This window comes from Thermomonas sp. HDW16 (assembly GCF_011302915.1).
In the GTDB taxonomy this organism is placed as follows: domain Bacteria; phylum Pseudomonadota; class Gammaproteobacteria; order Xanthomonadales; family Xanthomonadaceae; genus Thermomonas.
The window spans coordinates 1,892,641-1,908,601 of record NZ_CP049872.1 but is presented as its reverse complement, the minus strand read 5'-3'; the positions used below and the strand labels follow the sequence as shown (position 1 = coordinate 1,908,601).

At 63.7% G+C, this 15,961-nt stretch carries 19 protein-coding genes; 6 read left to right on the top strand and 13 right to left on the bottom strand.

The window, feature by feature from the left end:
- The first annotated feature begins 258 nt into the window (after window positions 1-258).
- Window positions 259-543, top strand: a complete 285-nt coding sequence (locus G7079_RS08895; RefSeq protein ID WP_166056967.1) for a hypothetical protein — start codon at window positions 259-261, stop codon at window positions 541-543.
- A 36-nt stretch (window positions 544-579) separates the two neighbouring features.
- On the opposite strand, the gene G7079_RS08890 is transcribed toward G7079_RS08895, so the two are convergent.
- The 7 genes from G7079_RS08890 to trmY all read right to left on the bottom strand — a co-directional run bounded on the left by G7079_RS08890 (window position 580) and on the right by trmY (window position 6,789).
- Window positions 580-2,076, bottom strand: coding sequence for a DUF692 family multinuclear iron-containing protein (locus G7079_RS08890; RefSeq protein ID WP_255453148.1), 1,497 nt, complete (start codon window positions 2,074-2,076; stop codon window positions 580-582).
- An 11-nt stretch (window positions 2,077-2,087) separates the two neighbouring features.
- Complete coding sequence (locus tag G7079_RS08885) at window positions 2,088-2,327, bottom strand: hypothetical protein (protein WP_166056965.1); 240 nt, start codon at window positions 2,325-2,327, stop codon at window positions 2,088-2,090.
- Window positions 2,328-2,644: 317 nt separating this feature from the next.
- Window positions 2,645-3,217 (bottom strand): hypothetical protein, encoded by a 573-nt coding sequence (locus G7079_RS08880; RefSeq protein WP_166056964.1) that lies wholly within the window; start codon window positions 3,215-3,217, stop codon window positions 2,645-2,647.
- 11 nt (window positions 3,218-3,228) lie between these two features.
- Window positions 3,229-3,483, bottom strand: coding sequence for a hypothetical protein (locus G7079_RS08875; RefSeq protein ID WP_166056963.1), 255 nt, complete (start codon window positions 3,481-3,483; stop codon window positions 3,229-3,231).
- Complete coding sequence (locus tag G7079_RS08870) at window positions 3,483-4,787, bottom strand: TFIIB-type zinc ribbon-containing protein (RefSeq protein WP_166056962.1); 1,305 nt, start codon at window positions 4,785-4,787, stop codon at window positions 3,483-3,485. Before G7079_RS08870 ends, G7079_RS08875 begins: the two co-directional genes overlap by 1 nt.
- 21 nt (window positions 4,788-4,808) lie before the next feature.
- The gene (locus G7079_RS08865; protein WP_166056961.1) at window positions 4,809-5,957 is read right to left on the bottom strand and encodes an SPFH domain-containing protein; all 1,149 of its coding nucleotides are present in this window, start codon (window positions 5,955-5,957) and stop codon (window positions 4,809-4,811) included.
- 238 nt (window positions 5,958-6,195) lie between these two features.
- The gene (gene trmY / locus G7079_RS08860; RefSeq protein WP_166056960.1) at window positions 6,196-6,789 is read right to left on the bottom strand and encodes a tRNA (pseudouridine(54)-N(1))-methyltransferase TrmY; all 594 of its coding nucleotides are present in this window, start codon (window positions 6,787-6,789) and stop codon (window positions 6,196-6,198) included.
- A gap of 59 nt (window positions 6,790-6,848) precedes the next feature.
- Between trmY and G7079_RS08855 the strand changes: the two genes are divergently transcribed.
- A complete protein-coding gene (locus tag G7079_RS08855; protein ID WP_166056959.1) occupies window positions 6,849-7,214 on the top strand; it encodes a DUF6164 family protein in 366 nt (121 codons plus the stop codon).
- On the opposite strand, the gene G7079_RS08850 is transcribed toward G7079_RS08855, so the two are convergent.
- The 3 genes from G7079_RS08850 to G7079_RS08840 are packed head-to-tail and all read right to left on the bottom strand — an operon-like array spanning window position 7,195 to window position 9,081.
- A complete protein-coding gene (locus tag G7079_RS08850; RefSeq protein ID WP_166056958.1) occupies window positions 7,195-7,842 on the bottom strand; it encodes a glutathione S-transferase family protein in 648 nt (215 codons plus the stop codon). The two genes, G7079_RS08855 and G7079_RS08850, sit on opposite strands and share 20 nt — an antisense overlap.
- Complete coding sequence (locus G7079_RS08845; protein ID WP_166056957.1) at window positions 7,842-8,321, bottom strand: VOC family protein; 480 nt, start codon at window positions 8,319-8,321, stop codon at window positions 7,842-7,844. Before G7079_RS08845 ends, G7079_RS08850 begins: the two co-directional genes overlap by 1 nt.
- Before the next feature lie 37 nt (window positions 8,322-8,358).
- Entirely contained in the window at window positions 8,359-9,081 is a 723-nt protein-coding gene (locus tag G7079_RS08840; protein ID WP_166056956.1) for an rRNA pseudouridine synthase, read from the bottom strand.
- Between the two features lie 58 nt (window positions 9,082-9,139).
- On the opposite strand from G7079_RS08840, the gene G7079_RS08835 reads away from it, so the two are divergent.
- Window positions 9,140-9,997, top strand: a complete 858-nt coding sequence (locus G7079_RS08835; protein WP_166056955.1) for a PA4780 family RIO1-like protein kinase — start codon at window positions 9,140-9,142, stop codon at window positions 9,995-9,997.
- Between the two features lie 9 nt (window positions 9,998-10,006).
- Here G7079_RS08835 and G7079_RS08830 read toward each other — a convergent pair whose 3' ends face one another.
- Window positions 10,007-10,150 carry a hypothetical protein gene (locus tag G7079_RS08830; protein WP_166056954.1) on the bottom strand — a complete coding sequence of 48 codons (144 nt, stop codon included), beginning with the start codon at window positions 10,148-10,150 and terminating at the stop codon, window positions 10,007-10,009.
- Window positions 10,151-10,371: 221 nt separating this feature from the next.
- Between G7079_RS08830 and G7079_RS08825 the strand changes: the two genes are divergently transcribed.
- Window positions 10,372-11,343, top strand: coding sequence for a sensor domain-containing diguanylate cyclase (locus tag G7079_RS08825; RefSeq protein WP_166056953.1), 972 nt, complete (start codon window positions 10,372-10,374; stop codon window positions 11,341-11,343).
- A gap of 36 nt (window positions 11,344-11,379) precedes the next feature.
- On the opposite strand, the gene G7079_RS08820 is transcribed toward G7079_RS08825, so the two are convergent.
- Window positions 11,380-12,906 (bottom strand): hypothetical protein, encoded by a 1,527-nt coding sequence (locus tag G7079_RS08820; RefSeq protein ID WP_166056952.1) that lies wholly within the window; start codon window positions 12,904-12,906, stop codon window positions 11,380-11,382.
- 162 nt (window positions 12,907-13,068) lie between these two features.
- Here G7079_RS08820 and G7079_RS08815 point away from each other — a divergent pair, with 162 nt between their 5' ends.
- Together G7079_RS08815 and G7079_RS08810 are read left to right on the top strand one after the other, a co-directional pair.
- A complete protein-coding gene (locus G7079_RS08815) occupies window positions 13,069-14,112 on the top strand; it encodes an LD-carboxypeptidase (protein ID WP_206203197.1) in 1,044 nt (347 codons plus the stop codon).
- 253 nt (window positions 14,113-14,365) lie between these two features.
- Window positions 14,366-15,442 carry a GGDEF domain-containing protein gene (locus tag G7079_RS08810; RefSeq protein ID WP_166056950.1) on the top strand — a complete coding sequence of 359 codons (1,077 nt, stop codon included), beginning with the start codon at window positions 14,366-14,368 and terminating at the stop codon, window positions 15,440-15,442.
- A 270-nt stretch (window positions 15,443-15,712) separates the two neighbouring features.
- On the opposite strand, the gene G7079_RS08805 is transcribed toward G7079_RS08810, so the two are convergent.
- The gene (locus tag G7079_RS08805) at window positions 15,713-15,922 is read right to left on the bottom strand and encodes a hypothetical protein (protein ID WP_166056949.1); all 210 of its coding nucleotides are present in this window, start codon (window positions 15,920-15,922) and stop codon (window positions 15,713-15,715) included.
- Window positions 15,923-15,961: the final 39 nt, after the last annotated feature.

The following is a 15,961-nucleotide window of genomic DNA, read 5'->3' as shown; positions in this document are numbered from 1 at the left end:
GGGGTGAAGTGCCAGCAACGGATCTTCGCGTAGGCCGCAGAGACCGGCGCAACTGGGCCATGAAAACGCGGCGGGATCGTCCGTCATGCGCGCGCGTACCGGGTTGAGGTCGATATAACGCACGCAACGCAGCAGGTGATCTGCATCCCCGACGAGGCAGGCCTTGTAGCGGCCCTTCCATAAGGTTCTTGTTAAGTCACGTGCCCTTAACGCCGCATCGCGTTATCTTCCCGGTTCCATGCACATCAGGTCGAGCAAGTGAAGGTCACGATCGTAGGTCTAGTCACGCCACATCTCCTGAAGGTCATTGATCTCGCCAAGCAGGCCGAGGCAGGCGTCAACGTTGATTGGCACGTGCGGGATGCCATTGCAAAGACGATCGAAGACCTCGCTCACCAATACAACGCCCGGGACTTGCTCTCAGCCTATGCTCAGGGGCTGGAGAGTGCCGCCCGTGAGACAGAGCGGACCCGCAAGGTCTACGCAGGCGTGTTGCAGGCAGCGGCGGCGCAAGCCGCGCGAAACCTGGAAAATCACGATTGAGAAAAAGCGGCAGTACACAAAAGGGCGGGGGGAGAGTCAGGCGTGCGACTTGTCCCTGGCACCATTCCGCAGGGCCACGCGTTGCATGCGGGTAACCGCACCATTGCGCAGGGTGACGCGGTGGGGGATGGCATCATAGGCCCGTGCGGGCGGGCGCCCCTCGGCGAGGGCAGCGAGTAGCGGCAACGGATCGGTTTCGAACAGGGTCATGCGTTCGTCGCGGGACAGGGCGGAGCGGATGACAGCGCTTTCGAACCTGGCGACCTCGAGCAGGTGGGGAATGGACAGCGCCGTGCCTTGTATGTCGTCGAGGAAAGCCAGTGCCTCGCTGCTGGCGAACTGCCGTGGCGCATGCCGCGCGACATATGGATCGAAGGCGGCGTTGAACGCGGCTTCACCTCCGTGCGCCAGCAGCAGGCGGGTGGTGAGCTTCGCTGCGCTTGCGATCTGGCCGGCACGCGCGTTTCGCGCCAGCTCGCGCAAGATCGCCACGCCCGGCTCGTCCGCGGGGAACGGTGCATTGGCGTTCAACCCTGAAGGCCGGCCTGAGACGAGCGTGCCCAAGGCCTGCTCCCATGCCGCCGGCGTGGGAACGGCGCGCGTGGCGTCGTTGTACTGCGACGCTTCAATACTGGGTGCGCGCGGTGATGACACGCGCGGGCGTCGCAAAGCCCACAGCCGATGCAGCCGCTCGATCTGGAGCCGCACCTGATCCAGTCCGACTTGCGGCAGATAGTCGGGAAGCATTTCGAAGATGATGGCGCGCAGGTTGGGCAGGTCCGGCACCGTTTCGGCGGCAAGCGCCATCACCTCGTCGTTGACCAGGCCACTGTGCGCATCCAGCCAGTAGCCACGATGTTGGGAGCCACCCGCCAGGTGGACTTCCCAGACGCGATCCAGCGGCAGTTGCGCCAACACTTCGCGCGCGGGTTGACGGCCGTTCTTTTCGTTGACCCAGAGGTTGTGCAGGTCCAGCAGCAGGCCGCAGTCGGCCGCTTGCACGACCTGGGTGATGAAATCGCCATCGCTCAATTCGCCCGGCAACGGGCGCAGGTAGTTGACGTTGTTCTCCACCGCAACGGGCAGTTGCAGCTGTTGGCGCATCGCGACGATGTTGCGCGCGGCTTGCGTCGCGCCTTCCGCAGTCTGCAGCGGCGGCAACAGGAAGCCGGAATCCATGCGTGACTCACCGGACGGGATGGCGTTGAAGCTCAGGTGTTCACTGGCCCACGGTGCGCGCAGGGTTTCCACCACGTCACGCATGAGCTGCAATTGGCATGCTTGTGGCCCCAGCGTGCCGCCGATAGGCGCGGCCACACCATGGACAAGCTTGTGTTGGGGCAGTTGCGCCAGCTGCTGCAGGATGCCGGTGTCAAGGCGCATCGGCTCGCGCGGATCACCGGTTTCGAACCAGAAGAATTCGGGCTCGATCTCGACCACGTCGATGCCACTGCCGCCGTCCGACAGCAATGGCAGCAAGGCAGGCCAGAGAACGAGCCCGACGCCTAGACCAGGCAAATGGTGGACGTTCACGGCGGATCGGGTCAGAAGCCGAACCGTGCGTTGAAGCCTTCGATTTCGAGCTGCGGGTTGACCCGGAAATCGCGCTCGATCAGGAAGCGGATGTCGTAGCCGGAATGACACCCCAGGCAGCCGAGGCGCCCCAGGATTTTTTTGGTGAGCTCGTTCATCTGCTTGAGGTCGTTCGCGACGCCTGCCGGAACGGACACATTGACGGTGTTGGGGGTAAGCATGTAAGCGGCGGCTGCGATCTTGCGGCCCATGGTCGGTCTCCTTGTTGGGTGTGTGGGGACGTTCGCCGAGGCAAGTGCGAATGCCTCGGCCTCGCGGGCCTGGTAATTGTCCAGTCCCATTGGAAGAAACGAGGCGATTACGGGGCGAAGGACATCAAGATCGGTGGCAGAAGGCATATCCCGGTTCCGTCGGAAAGACTGTGGAATCCCAGGAATAAATCCTGCACTTGCCGATGTCCTATGGCATCCAGGCAGCAATCTTGGGAGCGCAATGCGATTGCATAGGCCATTCGCCATGCGCGCCACCACAGCGTCTGGGCGAGTGGGATTGACCTTTTTGGGGTGGTCTAACCAGACAACCCCTGCAGGTGCATCCACAGGAAGACCGGTGCCATCGCCACCAGCACCACTGCCACTGCGGTATCCAGCCAGGCGCGATGGGTGCGCAGGGCGATGAGGCTGCAGGCGGCCGCCACCAGGGCGAACCCGGAATTGGCTAACCAGTCGCCAACGCTGTCGCTGCGACGCGCGATGACCAGCACCGCCAGCACCGAGAACGCCAGTTGCAGTGTCTTGTAACGCCGTCCTTGCCGGGCGTGGTAATCGCGCAGGTCGAGCCTTTCGCCGTCTTTCGGTTCATCCGGCATGACCAGGTCGCAGAACGCGTACAGCATGCCGACGAACACCAGTGGGGTGAGCACATCCAGCGCGCTCCATGACTGGATGCCGCGCATGCCCCAGAACGCCGCCCAGTTGCCCAGCAGCAGCATCAGGGCCATGGCGGTCCAGCAGCCATGCCGCCAGGAGAAGCGGATGCGATCGGCATGCCGATACAAGCCGACCAGGCCGCTCATCAGACGGGTCAGCGCCAGCGAAGTGATCACCGAGATCATGCCGAACACGAACTCGAAGCTGGTCATGCGGTTGCTCGCTAGTCGCCCTGCAGCCGCTGCACGCGCCGCCGGTACTCGCCCACGTTGTCGCCGTCGATCCGCGTCTCCCGCGTGCCCTTCACTTCATCGACCTTCCTGTCGTCGCCGGTCACCGGCTTGGCATCGACGGTGGTTTCGCGTTCGAAGGCGTGCGACTTGTCGGTGTTGCGGTAGTAGCGATAGAGCATCCAGTACAGGCCGCCGGCACCGGCCGGACCGAGCAGAAGCAGGGCGAGTCCACCGTCGTCGCTCATCATTGGCTCCCGATGATCATGAGTGCAATGCCTTCAAGGAAGGTGCCGACGGTGATTGCCGCAGTGAGCAGCTTCCACTGCTGCACTGGCACGCTGCCCATGGTCTCGCCGGTGCGGCCGTTGACCGCGATGTAGTGCAGCATGCCGCCGTCGCTGCCGGACTGGTGGTACGAATACAGCCAGACCGGCAAGTACATGGCGACCCAGCGCGTGCCATGCACGTCGAGGCGTTCCTGTTCCCAGCGCACGCCGCGGTCGTAGCGGCCCACCGAGGCTTCGACCTGGGCGCGCGAGATCGACAGCAACTGGTCTTCCAGCCGCGGACGCAGCTGTTCCACGTCCAGGTCGCGCTTTTCCGAGCTGTAGCCGGACAGGTAGGACGCGTTCCACTTCACCGCGTTCTTGGTATCGAACGGCAGGATCGTGTTGATGATGTTGTTGGTGTTGGTGCGCGCGTCCAGCTTGCCGCGTTCGTTGGAGGATTCCAGCGTCAAGTCGTCAACGGTGAAGTCCACATGTCGCCGTACCTGGTACACGTCCGCGTCGTAGTAGGTCTTCTTCTTGTCGCCTTCGCCGCGCGTGTAGCGACGGGTCTCGATTTCGCCGTGGCCGGCGACATCGGCGGCCACCCTGGCATCGACGATCATGTACGGCAGGTACACGCCGACCACGTTCTCCGGCGTGAACTGTTCCTTGAATGCCTTCAGCGCGAACAGCCGCCGTTTGTCCACGAACTGGCGGATGCGCGCGACGGCATCATCCTTCTTGATGTGGAAGGGCAATACCGCGTCGGGCACCGCGCCGTTCGCCACCTGCTCGTTGACGCCGAACACGTGCCGGCACCAATGGCAGCGCGCAGTCATCGCGTTCTCGGTATTGACCGTGACCTCGGCACCGCAGCCGGTGCACTTGAAGCTCATCAGGCTGGTGGTATCAGCGTCGATGTCGCGCGCGCCGGAGGCAATAACGGTGCCCTCGAGCTGGTCGAGACCCTCGCCGAAGCCGAATTCTTCCTCGACCCGTTGCCCGTGCCATTCGTTGCGGCAGTACAGGCAGATCAAGAGGTCGGTGCCGGGGCGCTGCTTGATGTCGGTGGCACCGCACTTCGGGCAACGGTTGGCACCGTCCTTGAGCTCTTCGGCGGAGGTATCGATGGCGGCAGGATCGGGCGCCAGCAATTCGTCGCGGATCGGTGGGGGCAGGGTGGCCGGGTCGATCGGGAAACTCCCGGGCAACGGCGGTACGTCCTGCGGCGACCCGGGGCCGCTTGGCGGCACCGGTGGCGGGTTGGTGGTGTTGGACATGGTGGTCGCGTGGCTCGCGGCTTACAGGCCCAGCGCCTTGGCCTTGAGCGCGTCGTAGTCTTGCTGGGTGATCAGGCCGAGGTCGAGCATCTCCTTGGCCTTCTTCAGCTTGGCGACCGGGTCATCCGCCGCCGCTGCAGCTGGTGCCGCCGGTTGCTGCAGGCCGCCGATGCCCATCATGCCGGTGGCCATGCCCACGCCCATCAGGCCCGCCGCGCCGCCGTTTTCGCCGGCCGACTGGATGCCCTGCGCCACGCTGGCCTGCAGGTTGGAATTGCCGCGCGCGCCGGACAGCGCATCGGCGCGCTGCACTGTCTTCAGCAGCTCGCGGGTGTTGGCGTCGTATTCGATCGAGACGATGGCGGTCTTGACGATGGCCAGGCCACGGTCCGACTTCCACTGGTAGCCATTCTCCACTGCATCCGACAGGCTCTTGGCGAAACCAAGCGAATCCTGCTGCAGCTTGGTGATGCGATTGCCCTTGCTCGGGTCGTTGGTATACAGGCTGAAGGCCGGCGCCAGCGAACCCACCACTTCATTGAACAGTTGGGCGGCGGCGGCGTTGTCGAGGTCGGTGAAATCGAACACCTGGCCGGGCTGCAGGTAGCTGGCCGGCACGAAGTTCTTCACGAACAGGATCGGGTCGACGATCTTCAGCGTGTACGAGCCGCGCGTCACCGCGCCGACCTGGGTGTTGAGGAAGCCGTCGTCCCAGTAGATTTCCGATTGCGTGCCGAAACGGTTGTCCGGCAGTTCCTTCAGCGAGACGAAGAACGCCGCCTGCTGTGAACCCGGCTGGCCGCCGAACTTGAAGCGCTCCCAACTCTGGGTGATCAGCGAAGACACCAGGCCATCGCCGGCGAAGATCGACTTCGAATTGATGTCGTCAGAACGCCATTCGTAGCCGCCCGGCTCGGCGGCGAAGCCGGTGATCTTGCCGTCCTGGAACAGCAGCAGGCCGTAGCCCTCCGGGACTACGATCTTCGAGCCGTTGCTGATGATGTTGGAGGAGCCGTGGGTGTTCGAACCGCGCCCGGCATTGGTGCCCTGCGGTACCGCGGCGAACAGCGCTGCCGTCGACGGCAGGCCCGCCGGCACGGTGTAGAAATCCTTCCACTGGTCGCCCAGCATGCCGCCAACCGCACCCACCACCGCTTGAACAAGACCCATGACATCTCTCCGTGATTCGTGGACGGGCACCGTACCCACCGTAGACGCGGAAACTATACATTTCCGGACGACAGGCCGAAGGTCGGATTCAGGTCGCTGTGTTGCCGGCAGGCGTCGATGTCTTGGGAGGCCGATGGCCCTCATCCATGTGCGATGACCCATGCGGGTGAATGTCGATTCCCTGCTGTTTCCGGCTGCCGATGCCTGTTGTCGGTCGCTGCAGCCCGGGCGGGCGGCGTTACCGCTGGTCCAGTTCGTAATGGATCAATACCACGCATTGGGAAGCGAACAGCATCTTCGATCCCAGTGCGAGTTTCTTCGCGCCCAGCCGTTCAAGGCTGTTGAAACTCTTCTTCGGCATCGGGATGTGGTCGGTCAGCAGGAAACAGGGATTGCCCTCGAAGGACTGCTCGCGGATTGGCGTGCCTTTGCGATCCATCACGAACAACTGGTGGTCTTCGGCCAGCTCCTGCACCAGCCGTTCGAAGGCCACCGTGCGCACGCTCACGCCCGATTCCACCGGCCGCGTTTCTTCCTTGCCCATGCCTCTCGACGCATCCAGTGCGTGAACGATCTTGCCGAGCAGGGCGGCCTCGTTGAAGCCGCCGATGTCGTGCATGGCCTCGGGTTCGAAACGGATCGTGCGCGAATAGTCCTGGGTGCTTTCCAGTACCAGATACACGACGACATTCGCGCGGTGCGACTGCGCCACGAACATCGCATTCATCAGCGTATGCGCAAGGATCTCGGTGTGGGCTTCCTTGCCGACGCCCGCCAGCAGTTTCTGGCTGTCGGTGGGTGCCGCCCGTGCCCTGAGTACGAAGGTGCGCATGTCTGTCCTGATGGGGGTCGCCTGCCAATTGTCCACGACCCGCGCGCTATCATCACGCCATGCCGAAACTCCTGCTCAACCTGCGCCATGTGCCCGACGACGAGGCCAACGATGTGCGGGCGTTGCTCGATGCAAACGGGGTTGCGTACTACGAGACCAAGCCGGGGCCGTGGAATATCTCGGTCGGCGGGATCTGGGTAAAGGAAGACGCGGCGATGGCCGAAGCCAAGCGGCTGATGGCCGATTACCAGGACCAGCGAGGCATGCGCGCCCGTGCCGAATACGCCGCTGCGGTGCGCGACGGCACAGCGGAGACGTTCTGGATGCAGCTGCGTGCGGAGCCCATCCGCGTCTTGCTGACGGTATTTGCCATTGTCTGTCTGTTGGGCCTGGTGGCGCTGCCGGTCATCCTGCTGCGCGGTTGAACACGGCCAACTGCGCCGCGAACGCCCGCTGGTAGGCGGGCCGTGCCTCGGCACGGGTGACATACGCAGCGAGATTCGGGTGTTCTTCCACCAGACCGGAGCCAGGCAATCGACGCAGCACCGTCACCATCAGCAGGTCGCCGGCACTGAAGTCGCCGTCGAGCCAGTCGGCAGTGCCCAAGCGGGCGGATAGTTGGCCCAGTCGGGTGCGCACGCGATCCTCCAGCATCGGCTGTCGTGCCTCGAACCAGGGTTGCCCGCGTTCCACGACCTTGCTCATGCCGTATTCGACGATTGGCGGTTCCATCGTGTTGAGCGCGGCGAACATCCAGGCGATGGCGCGTGCGCGCGCATCGGCATCCACTGGCAGCAACCCCGGATGTTTCTGTGCCAGGTGCAGGATGATGGCCCCCGATTCGAACAGGGCGAGATTGTCTTCCTCGTAAGTCGGAATCTGGCCGAACGGATGCAGCGCGAGGTGCGCGGGTTGCTTCATCTGCTCGAACGACACCAGCCGGACATCACAGGGCTGGCCGATTTCTTCCATCGCCCAGCGCACGCGCATGTCGCGCGCCAACCCGCGGCCGAGATCGGGTGAGCGTTCGAAGGCGGTGATGGTGGGGCGCATCAGCCGCGCATCGCCGCTTCGATCACCGCCACATCGATCTTGCGCATGGTCATCATCGCGTCGAATGCTCGCTTGGCCACCGCGCGGTCAGGGCTGGTGAACGCTTCCGTCAATACGCGAGGGGTGATCTGCCACGACAACCCCCACCTGTCCTTGCACCAGCCGCACTCGCTTTCCTGACCGCCATTGTCGACGATGGCGTTCCAGTAGCGGTCGGTTTCCGCCTGGTCGTCGGTGGCCACCTGGAACGAGAATGCCTCGCTGTGCTTGAACGCCGATCCGCCGTTCAAGCCAAGGCAGGGGATGCCCAGCACGCTGAACTCGACGGTGAGCACAGCGCCCTGCTTGCCGGAGGGGAAGTCGCCGGGCGCGCGATGCACGGCATGCACGGCGCTGTCGGGGAAGATTCCGGCGTAGAACGTCGCGGCTTCAAGCGCGGTGCCGTCGTACCACAGGCAGATCGTGTTCTTGCTGGTCATTTCGCGACTCCTGGACGCGTCGATGCGTACCGTTTCTTCAGAACCGTTCACCCGTCGGCAAATACCGCCACGCGCCCACCGGCATCTTTGCCAGCGAGACCTTGCCGATCCGCAGGCGGCGGATCGCCACCACACCAAGCCCGACCTGCGCGCACATGTCGCGCAACTGCCCGCCTTGCACTCCCTTCAGCGCGAAACGCAGGCGGATCTCGTTCTGCCAGCTGACCTTGCATGGGGGCAGGGCGCGGCCGTTGTAGTGCAGGCCGTGATTGAGTTTGCGCAGGCCGTACGGGGCGATCTCGCCGCTGACTTCGACCACGAATTCCTGTTCGATCTCGTCGCCATCCTCGGTCAGGCGGCGCCACACGCGGCCGTCCTGGGTCAGCACCATCAGGCCGCTGGCTTCGGCATCCAGCGGCACCAGCGGGGTCAGGCGATGGAAATGGCGTTCGAGTAGGCGCATGCCGGATGGATCTTCGGCCCAGCGCGTCTCAGGTTGCACCAGGCCCGCAGCCGCCATGCGGCCGCTGATCGTGTCGTAGCCGACCGGCTTGTGCAGCAGGATGGTCGCGGGCTCCACGGTTTCCAGCAGCGCAGCCGGATCAACCGCAACGGTTTCGGTCGATACGGGGTGAGCAGGGTCTTCGACCACGCGCCCATCGACGGACACCCAGCCGCCCTTGATGTACTGCTCGGCCTCGATGCGGGAGCAATGGGCGAGATCGGCCACGCGTTTCGCCAGTCGTACCGGATCGGACATGCACTCGCACCACGGGATTCAGGACAGGCAGTGTAACGATCAGGCACTCTAGCGCCCCATGAAAACTCCCCCGGGCCTGCAACCACTCATCGACGACGGCGTGATCGACGAAGTGATGCGACCGCTGAAAAGCGGCAAGGAAGCAGCCGTGTACGTGGTCCGCGCGGGCGAGGAGATCCGTTGCGCCAAGGTCTACAAGGACATGGCGCAGCGCAGCTTCCAGCAGCGCGTGCAGTACCAGGAAGGGCGCAAGGTGCGCGGCAGCCGCGAAGCGCGGGCGATCGGCAAGGCCAGCAAATACGGGCGCAAGCAGCAGGAAGCGGAGTGGAAGAACGCCGAGGTCGACGCGCTGTACCAATTGCGCGATGCCGGCGTGCGCGTGCCGGAGCCTTTCGGCTATTTCCACGGTGTGCTGGTGATGGCGCTGGTGGTCGATGCGGACGGCCATTCCGCACCGCGGCTGGGCGAGGTGGAGCTATCGCCGGAGCAGGCGCGCGGTTTCCACCGCTTCCTGGTGCGCCAGGTGGTGAAGATGCTGTGCGTGGGCCTGATCCACGGCGACCTGTCGGAATACAACGTGCTGGTCGCGCCGGATGGCCCGGTGATCATCGATTTCCCGCAGGTGGTCAGCGCCGCCGGCAACAACGCCGCGCGGACGATGTTGTTGCGCGACGTCAACAACCTCACCGCCAGCCTGGGCGCCTGGGCGCCGGACTTGCTGGACACCTGGTTCGGCGAGGAAATGTGGGCGCTGTTCGAGGCAGGTGAACTGCGCCCGGACACGGAACTGACCGGTGTCTTCGTGCATGACGCATCGGCGGTCGACCTCGATGGCGTGCGCCATGCGATCAATGATGCACGCGAGGAAGCGTTGATCCGCCAGCAGGGCCGGGAGGCCGCAGCTGAAGCGGATTGAGTGCCGCGCTTATTCCGATGCGGGTGTATCCGATTCGGCCTTGGCCTTGGCGGCTTCGCGCTCGGCCTGCTTCTTGGCCTCTTTCTCGTCTTGTTTCTTTTTCTTGGCGAGTTCGCGCTGGCGCTTCTCGAAGGAATAGTTGGGTTTGGCCATTGTCTGGATTCGTTGGGGGTGCGTAAGTGTAAGCGTATGCCGCCGGGCTGCGGCTCAGGGCGGCGTGCAGAGCCCGCGGTTCGATCCGATTCGGCGCGGTGTAGGGGCGTCCAAGGCATGCTGCAAGCGCGACGCCGACCTGCACTGATTCAGGCACCAGAAGCCGAAAAATCGACGGCGACCCCGTATTCCACCCGACGTTTCGCCCTAACATTGCTTCCATGAGCGAAACCTTGCTGGAAGCGGACTTCGGGGCCGGGCACGTGAAAGACGTGCTGGCGAATGCCGGCGTCTACAAGACCTTGCTGGAATCGACCAAGGCGATCCCGTGGAAGCTCGACTGGGGAAGCATGCGCTTCGCCTATATCGGCCCGCAGATCGAGGCGCTGCTGGGCTGGCCGCAGGACAGTTGGTTGACCGTGGATGACTGGGCCTCGCGCATGCATCCGGAAGACCGCGAATACGTGGTGAACTTCTGCGTTGCGCAATCGCAGGCGGGCGTGGATCACGAGGCCGACTATCGAGCGCTCACCAAGGATGGAGGCTATGTCTGGATTCGCGACGTGGTGCATGTCGTGCGAAACGACCAGGGCGAAGTCGACAGCCTGATCGGCTTCATGTTCGATATCAGCGAGCGCAAGCGGGACGAGGAAGAGCTGCTGCGGCTGCACAAGGAACTGGAACAGTTGTCGCTGACCGATGGCCTGACCGGCATCGCCAACCGCCGCATGTTCGACCGGCGGCTGGAAACCGAGTGGGATGATTCGCGGCGCAGCGGCAAGCCGGTTTCACTGGCAATCCTGGATATCGACAGCTTCAAGCAATACAACGACCTGCATGGGCATGTGGCTGGTGATGAATGCCTGAAGCGCATTGCCGGTGTGCTGCGCGACGTGGCCAGGCGACCGCGTGACGTTGTGGCGCGGTTCGGCGGCGAGGAATTCATCTTGCTGCTGCCGGAGACGGATACGGGCGCGGCGCGCGGCTTGGCGGAGGCGTGCCTCAGCGGCATTGCCGGGTTGCGGATTCCGCATGGCGGCTCGCAGACGAGCGAGTACGTGACCGCGAGCATCGGCGTCGGCACCGTGGTGGCACGCACGGATGATTTGGAGCGTGGTTTCGTTGAGGCGGTTGATCGAATGCTGTATGTCGCGAAAAGCAATGGCAGGAACCGAATCGAGGTATTGCTTTAGCGGGGTACTGCTTGGGATGTGGGATGGCCGCCTGCATCATCCCCACGGCGCCAGCGCGATGTTCAATTCGGCGCGGAAGCCTTTGCTGGATTCCAGCGGTACCGCGAAGACATGCGGATCCTGTTGCGCGATGCCGACCGACTTCTGGCCGATGCGGGCGAGTTCGGCGGCGTTCTTGGAGCCGGTGGCCCAGTGCTCGTCGGCCCAGACGTAGCGCAGTCTCCAATCACCTGCGTCGTCGCGCTTGGCGAACAGCACCAGGGTGTCGCGGAACAGGTATTCGCCGGGGATATGTTGTTTCAGGAACAGCGCGCCATCGATTTCGTAGCCGGCGTTGGACACCGCGATGTCGATCGAGAAGGCGACTTCGCTGCCGGCGGTGATCTTCGAACTGTCCAGGAACACCGAGAACAGGGTGGGCGAACGCGCCGACTTGGCCAGGCTGCCGTCCGCGTCGAACAACTCCGAGTATTCGCGTCGAACTGCGCTTTCCTGCGGCTTGGTGCGTGAAGTGAGGTCATAGGTGTAGGCGCCGCGCGGGGCCACCGTGGTTTCGATGTAGTAAGACGAGGCGATCTTCTTTCCCTTGCCGCGCGCGCGTTCGATTTCCGGTGGGAAGGGTAGTGCACTGATGTCCAGGCGGCCGGTGGCGCAGATGTCGCCGAACAGGAAACGCACCAGGTTCTGGTAACCCTCCTCGGAATTGACGATGCCGAAGAAGCCGCTATGGCTGCGGTTGACGAAGGCGCGCGGGCTGCCGGCGACATAGGCGTTCTCGATCCTGACTAGTCCATCGCTCATCTGCCCGACCGCGAGCGAGGACAGGCCGTGGGCCACGGCATAGTCGCGACTGTTGGTGCCGATCAGGCAGAACAGCCGCTCGGGCGGGAAGTCGGAATCGCCCAGGGTGTTCGCCTTGGACGCGGTGACCTTCAGGTACTTGGCCATCACGCTGCGGTTGAAGTTGTTCATGTCGTTGATCGACAGGAAGCTGGGTACGTTGATCCCGCCCAGCTCGATGCCGTTGTGCGGCGTGGCGTAGGTGAACACCTTGTCGACCATGGCGCGCACGTCCGCGCTTGCGATGTCGGGGTTCTGCAGCAGGCAACGGCAGATCAGCCCGCCCATCGAATGCGCCACCAGGTAGACGCGGAAGGCCTTTCGATCGGCCTCCGAGTTGCCGCAAACGCTGTCGCGCAAGGCCAGAATGCGCTGAGCCAACGCGGCGGCGGCATCTGGGATCGAGGGTGCCTTGCCGTTGCCGAAGGCGGGATCGGCCTCGTCGTAATAGCGGTGGATCACGATGCTGCGCGACGACAGCTTGCCTGTGCTTTCCGCGCCGGATGCATAGGTGTCGCGATAGTCGTAATCCTTCATCAGTCGAACCAGCGGCGATTCGAACACGAACTTGACGATGCGCCCGTCCTGCGCCTGGCGGATCTTGGTCGAACCGGTTTCGAAACCCATGTACGGGGTCGATGTGGTCTGGACGATCTCGTCGCGGGTCATCGCATAACCGCGCACGTAGATGATCGGATAAAACGGTCGCTCGATCCTGGCCATGGCGTTCCCTCGCAGGCAGTCGGGGGCGCTGCCTGTCCATGTCAACGCGCTGCCGTGGCGATAGCGGTCGCCGGCCGGAAGCTTCCGCGTGGCGCAAGCCGCGAGCGCGTTGGATGCCGGTTAGGATGGCCGCTCGACATATGCAGAATGGTTTGCATCGGCATGAACAGACGGCAATTCATCGGCAATGCGGCGTTGGCGGCATCCTTGCTGCCGTTCGCCGGAGTTGCGGGCACCGTGGAAGCGGCACCACGCAGGCGCCTGTTGCCGGTTGCCCTCGACAAGGGCGATCGCGTGGGGTTGGTGAGTCCCTCATCGGCATCGGATGACAGTTTCAGCCTGCAATTGGCCCGCGAAGCGATGGAAGCGCTCGGCTTCGAGGTCAAAACCGGTGCGCACTTCGCCGGCCGGCGCGGATACTTGGCTGGCAGTGATGCCGAACGCGCCGACGATCTCAATACGATGTTCGCCGACAAGACGGTCAAGGCCATCGTCTGCACTCGCGGCGGATCCGGTGGCGCGCGCCTGTTGCCATTGCTGGATTACGAAACGATCCGCCGGAATCCGAAGACATTGCTGGGCTATTCCGACATCACCGCCTTGCACAGCGCAATCCATGCGAAGACCGGTCTGGTGACCTTCCACGGGCAGATCGGATCCGGCAGCTGGAACGCGTTCAATGTCGACCAGTTCCAGCGCGTGTTCTTCAAGCGCGAGTTGATGGAATACCGCAACAAGATCGAACTCGGCGATGAGCTTGTACCACGGCGCAACCGCACCATCACCATCACTGGTGGCAAGGCACGCGGCGAACTGGTGGGTGGCAACCTGACCGTGCTTGCTGCATTGGCCGGTTCGCCGTTTCTGCCGGATTTCGGCGGCAAGATCCTGTTCCTGGAGGACGTGGGCGAAGCGCCGTACCGCATCGACCGCATGTTGAGCACGTTGAAGCTGATGGGGGCGCTGGACAAGATCGCAGGTTTCATCTTTGGCGAGTGCACCGATTGCAAGCCCGGCGACGGATACGGTTCGCTCACGCTTGAGCAGATCCTCGACGATTACATCAAGCCGCTACAGATCCCAGCCTACCGCGGTGCGATGATCGGCCACATCCGCGAGCAGTTCATCGTGCCGGTGGGCGGCCAGGTGGAGCTGGATGCCGATACGGGTTCGTTCCGCTTGCTGGAACCGGTCTTTCAGTCCTGAGGCGTGATCGGCTGCGAGCGTGCGAGCGCTTGAATGACCGACTATCCGGATGGCTATCAGAGCCCCGGCGCTGCGCGATTCGCTGCGACCATGGTTGGGGTTGCACCGGCTACCGCTTTCGTGCGCAAATCGGGTGGCCCAATTGGACGGCATGCGGCTGTTCTAGATGACACTGGATGTTCCAACCCTTGCAACGGTGGCGGTTGCGGTCAGTTCTGCGCTTGCGGTCAACATGACCATCTTGTGCGCTCTGATGAAGCGTCCACCGGCGTTGGTGCTGTGGGCAATCGCGTTCTGGGCGTTGGCGGCCGGTCAGCTGCTTGCCCAATGGCTGCCCCCGGACGGCGGCCCGCTGCTGGTGCTGGCCAATGTGCTGGTCTCCGTCGCGAATGCCTTTTTCCTGCTCGGGATCGCCACGCATTTCAAGCATCCGATCCGTCCGCGCTGGCCCTTCCTGCTGGTGGCGATGTATGCGGTCGTACTGACGCTCATGTTGACGGTATCGGCGGCCAGGCACGTCGAGGAACCCGTGTTCGCCGTGCACAGCCTGGTCTGGGATGTGTGGATCATCTGGTGGCTGTTGGTACGGTCGCCCAAGGCATTGAAGGCGTCCAGCATCCTGACCGCATTGGTGTTCGTTGCGGACTTGCTGTTCTACCTGATGAAGGCGTTGCTGGAGGCGAGGGACGGGGTCGCGGATCTGCCCGGTTTCGCCGCCGGGGTGATATCGAGCAACTACCTGTTCGGCACGTTGTCGACCATGTTGCTCGCGATCGGATTGCTGGCGATGCTGGCCGAGAAGATGACCAACGATCTTCGGCACGCCGCGGAGCACGATGCACTTACCGGCGTGCCGAATCGGGCGGTGTTCACCAGACGTGCGCGTCGCCAAATCGCGCGTTGCAACAAGGAAGGGGCCCCGTTCGTGCTGATGCTGTGCGACCTGGACGACTTCAAGGGCGTGAACGACCGTTGGGGGCATGGCGCCGGGGACCAGGCGCTCAAGCATTTTTCCGCGCAGATCCGTTCCGTCGGCTTGCCGCGCACCGCGTTGTTCTCGCGGTATGGCGGCGAGGAATTCGCGGTGTTCCTGCCAGGGTTCGAACAGGCGCAGGCGGCTGAGCTGGCCGAACGCCTGCGTCTGTACACCGAACAATCGCCGGTGGATCACGATGGCGAGCGGATACCGCTGACCGTCAGTATCGGTGCTGTTGTCGCACGCAACGTACCTTACGAGCAGGCCGTCGAGATCGCGGATGTCGCGCTGTACGCCGCCAAGGACGCCGGCCGCAACCGGGTGCAGTGGGCCGAGTACTCGTTGCCTGCATGATCCCGACCGTACATGATCCCAGCGGTATGTTTGGCGAGCCTGTGTTCAATCCGCCAGGGCGATGCCCGGCTTGGCGCGCAACAAGCCGGCGAGTTGATCGTGCAGTTGCAGGCGGGTGACGTCCGGCTCGGCAAACAAATGCCGTGAGCTCGCCATTGCTAGTGGATCGTCGCGTTCGGTCGACCGGCAATGCCGGTGCGGTGGAGGCAAGGCTCCACCGCGAGGCCAAGTCGGGCTATGCCGGCACCACCCGTCGGGCGATATCGTGGCTCAGCGCGATGCGGCCCGCTTGATGGGAGTGGGCGGTTTGCGCTGTTCGGGTTGCGAACGGAACGGCGAGCTGGCGACGCTGCGCAAGGGACTATTGCCGAGTACTTCGATGCGGCCGCCGCGTTTGCGGAATTCGGCGATGTCGGCGGCGATGGTTTCGTGGTCCAGGGTGCGGGCCACAACGGCGGTTTGCGTTGGCTTGCGAGCCATGCGTCTCCTTTGGCGTTGCGGTGAACAAGTCGAAATTTT

Bases quoted from the DNA above. Each gene is read 5' to 3' on its own strand.
- G7079_RS08885 (WP_166056965.1), bottom strand. From the start codon at position 2,327: ATGGGCCGCAAGATCGCAGCCGCCGCTTACATGCTTACCCCCAACACC.
- G7079_RS08880 (WP_166056964.1), bottom strand. From the start codon at position 3,217: ATGACCAGCTTCGAGTTCGTGTTCGGCATGATCTCGGTGATCACTTCG.
- G7079_RS08875 (WP_166056963.1), bottom strand. From the start codon at position 3,483: ATGAGCGACGACGGTGGACTCGCCCTGCTTCTGCTCGGTCCGGCCGGT.
- G7079_RS08870 (WP_166056962.1), bottom strand. From the start codon at position 4,787: ATGTCCAACACCACCAACCCGCCACCGGTGCCGCCAAGCGGCCCCGGG.
- G7079_RS08865 (WP_166056961.1), bottom strand. From the start codon at position 5,957: ATGGGTCTTGTTCAAGCGGTGGTGGGTGCGGTTGGCGGCATGCTGGGC.
- trmY (WP_166056960.1), bottom strand. From the start codon at position 6,789: ATGCGCACCTTCGTACTCAGGGCACGGGCGGCACCCACCGACAGCCAG.
- G7079_RS08855 (WP_166056959.1), top strand. From the start codon at position 6,849: ATGCCGAAACTCCTGCTCAACCTGCGCCATGTGCCCGACGACGAGGCC.
- G7079_RS08850 (WP_166056958.1), bottom strand. From the start codon at position 7,842: ATGCGCCCCACCATCACCGCCTTCGAACGCTCACCCGATCTCGGCCGC.
- G7079_RS08845 (WP_166056957.1), bottom strand. From the start codon at position 8,321: ATGACCAGCAAGAACACGATCTGCCTGTGGTACGACGGCACCGCGCTT.
- G7079_RS08840 (WP_166056956.1), bottom strand. From the start codon at position 9,081: ATGTCCGATCCGGTACGACTGGCGAAACGCGTGGCCGATCTCGCCCAT.
- G7079_RS08835 (WP_166056955.1), top strand. From the start codon at position 9,140: ATGAAAACTCCCCCGGGCCTGCAACCACTCATCGACGACGGCGTGATC.
- G7079_RS08830 (WP_166056954.1), bottom strand. From the start codon at position 10,150: ATGGCCAAACCCAACTATTCCTTCGAGAAGCGCCAGCGCGAACTCGCC.
- G7079_RS08825 (WP_166056953.1), top strand. From the start codon at position 10,372: ATGAGCGAAACCTTGCTGGAAGCGGACTTCGGGGCCGGGCACGTGAAA.
- G7079_RS08820 (WP_166056952.1), bottom strand. From the start codon at position 12,906: ATGGCCAGGATCGAGCGACCGTTTTATCCGATCATCTACGTGCGCGGT.
- G7079_RS08815 (WP_206203197.1), top strand. From the start codon at position 13,069: ATGAACAGACGGCAATTCATCGGCAATGCGGCGTTGGCGGCATCCTTG.
- G7079_RS08810 (WP_166056950.1), top strand. From the start codon at position 14,366: ATGAAGCGTCCACCGGCGTTGGTGCTGTGGGCAATCGCGTTCTGGGCG.
- G7079_RS08805 (WP_166056949.1), bottom strand. From the start codon at position 15,922: ATGGCTCGCAAGCCAACGCAAACCGCCGTTGTGGCCCGCACCCTGGAC.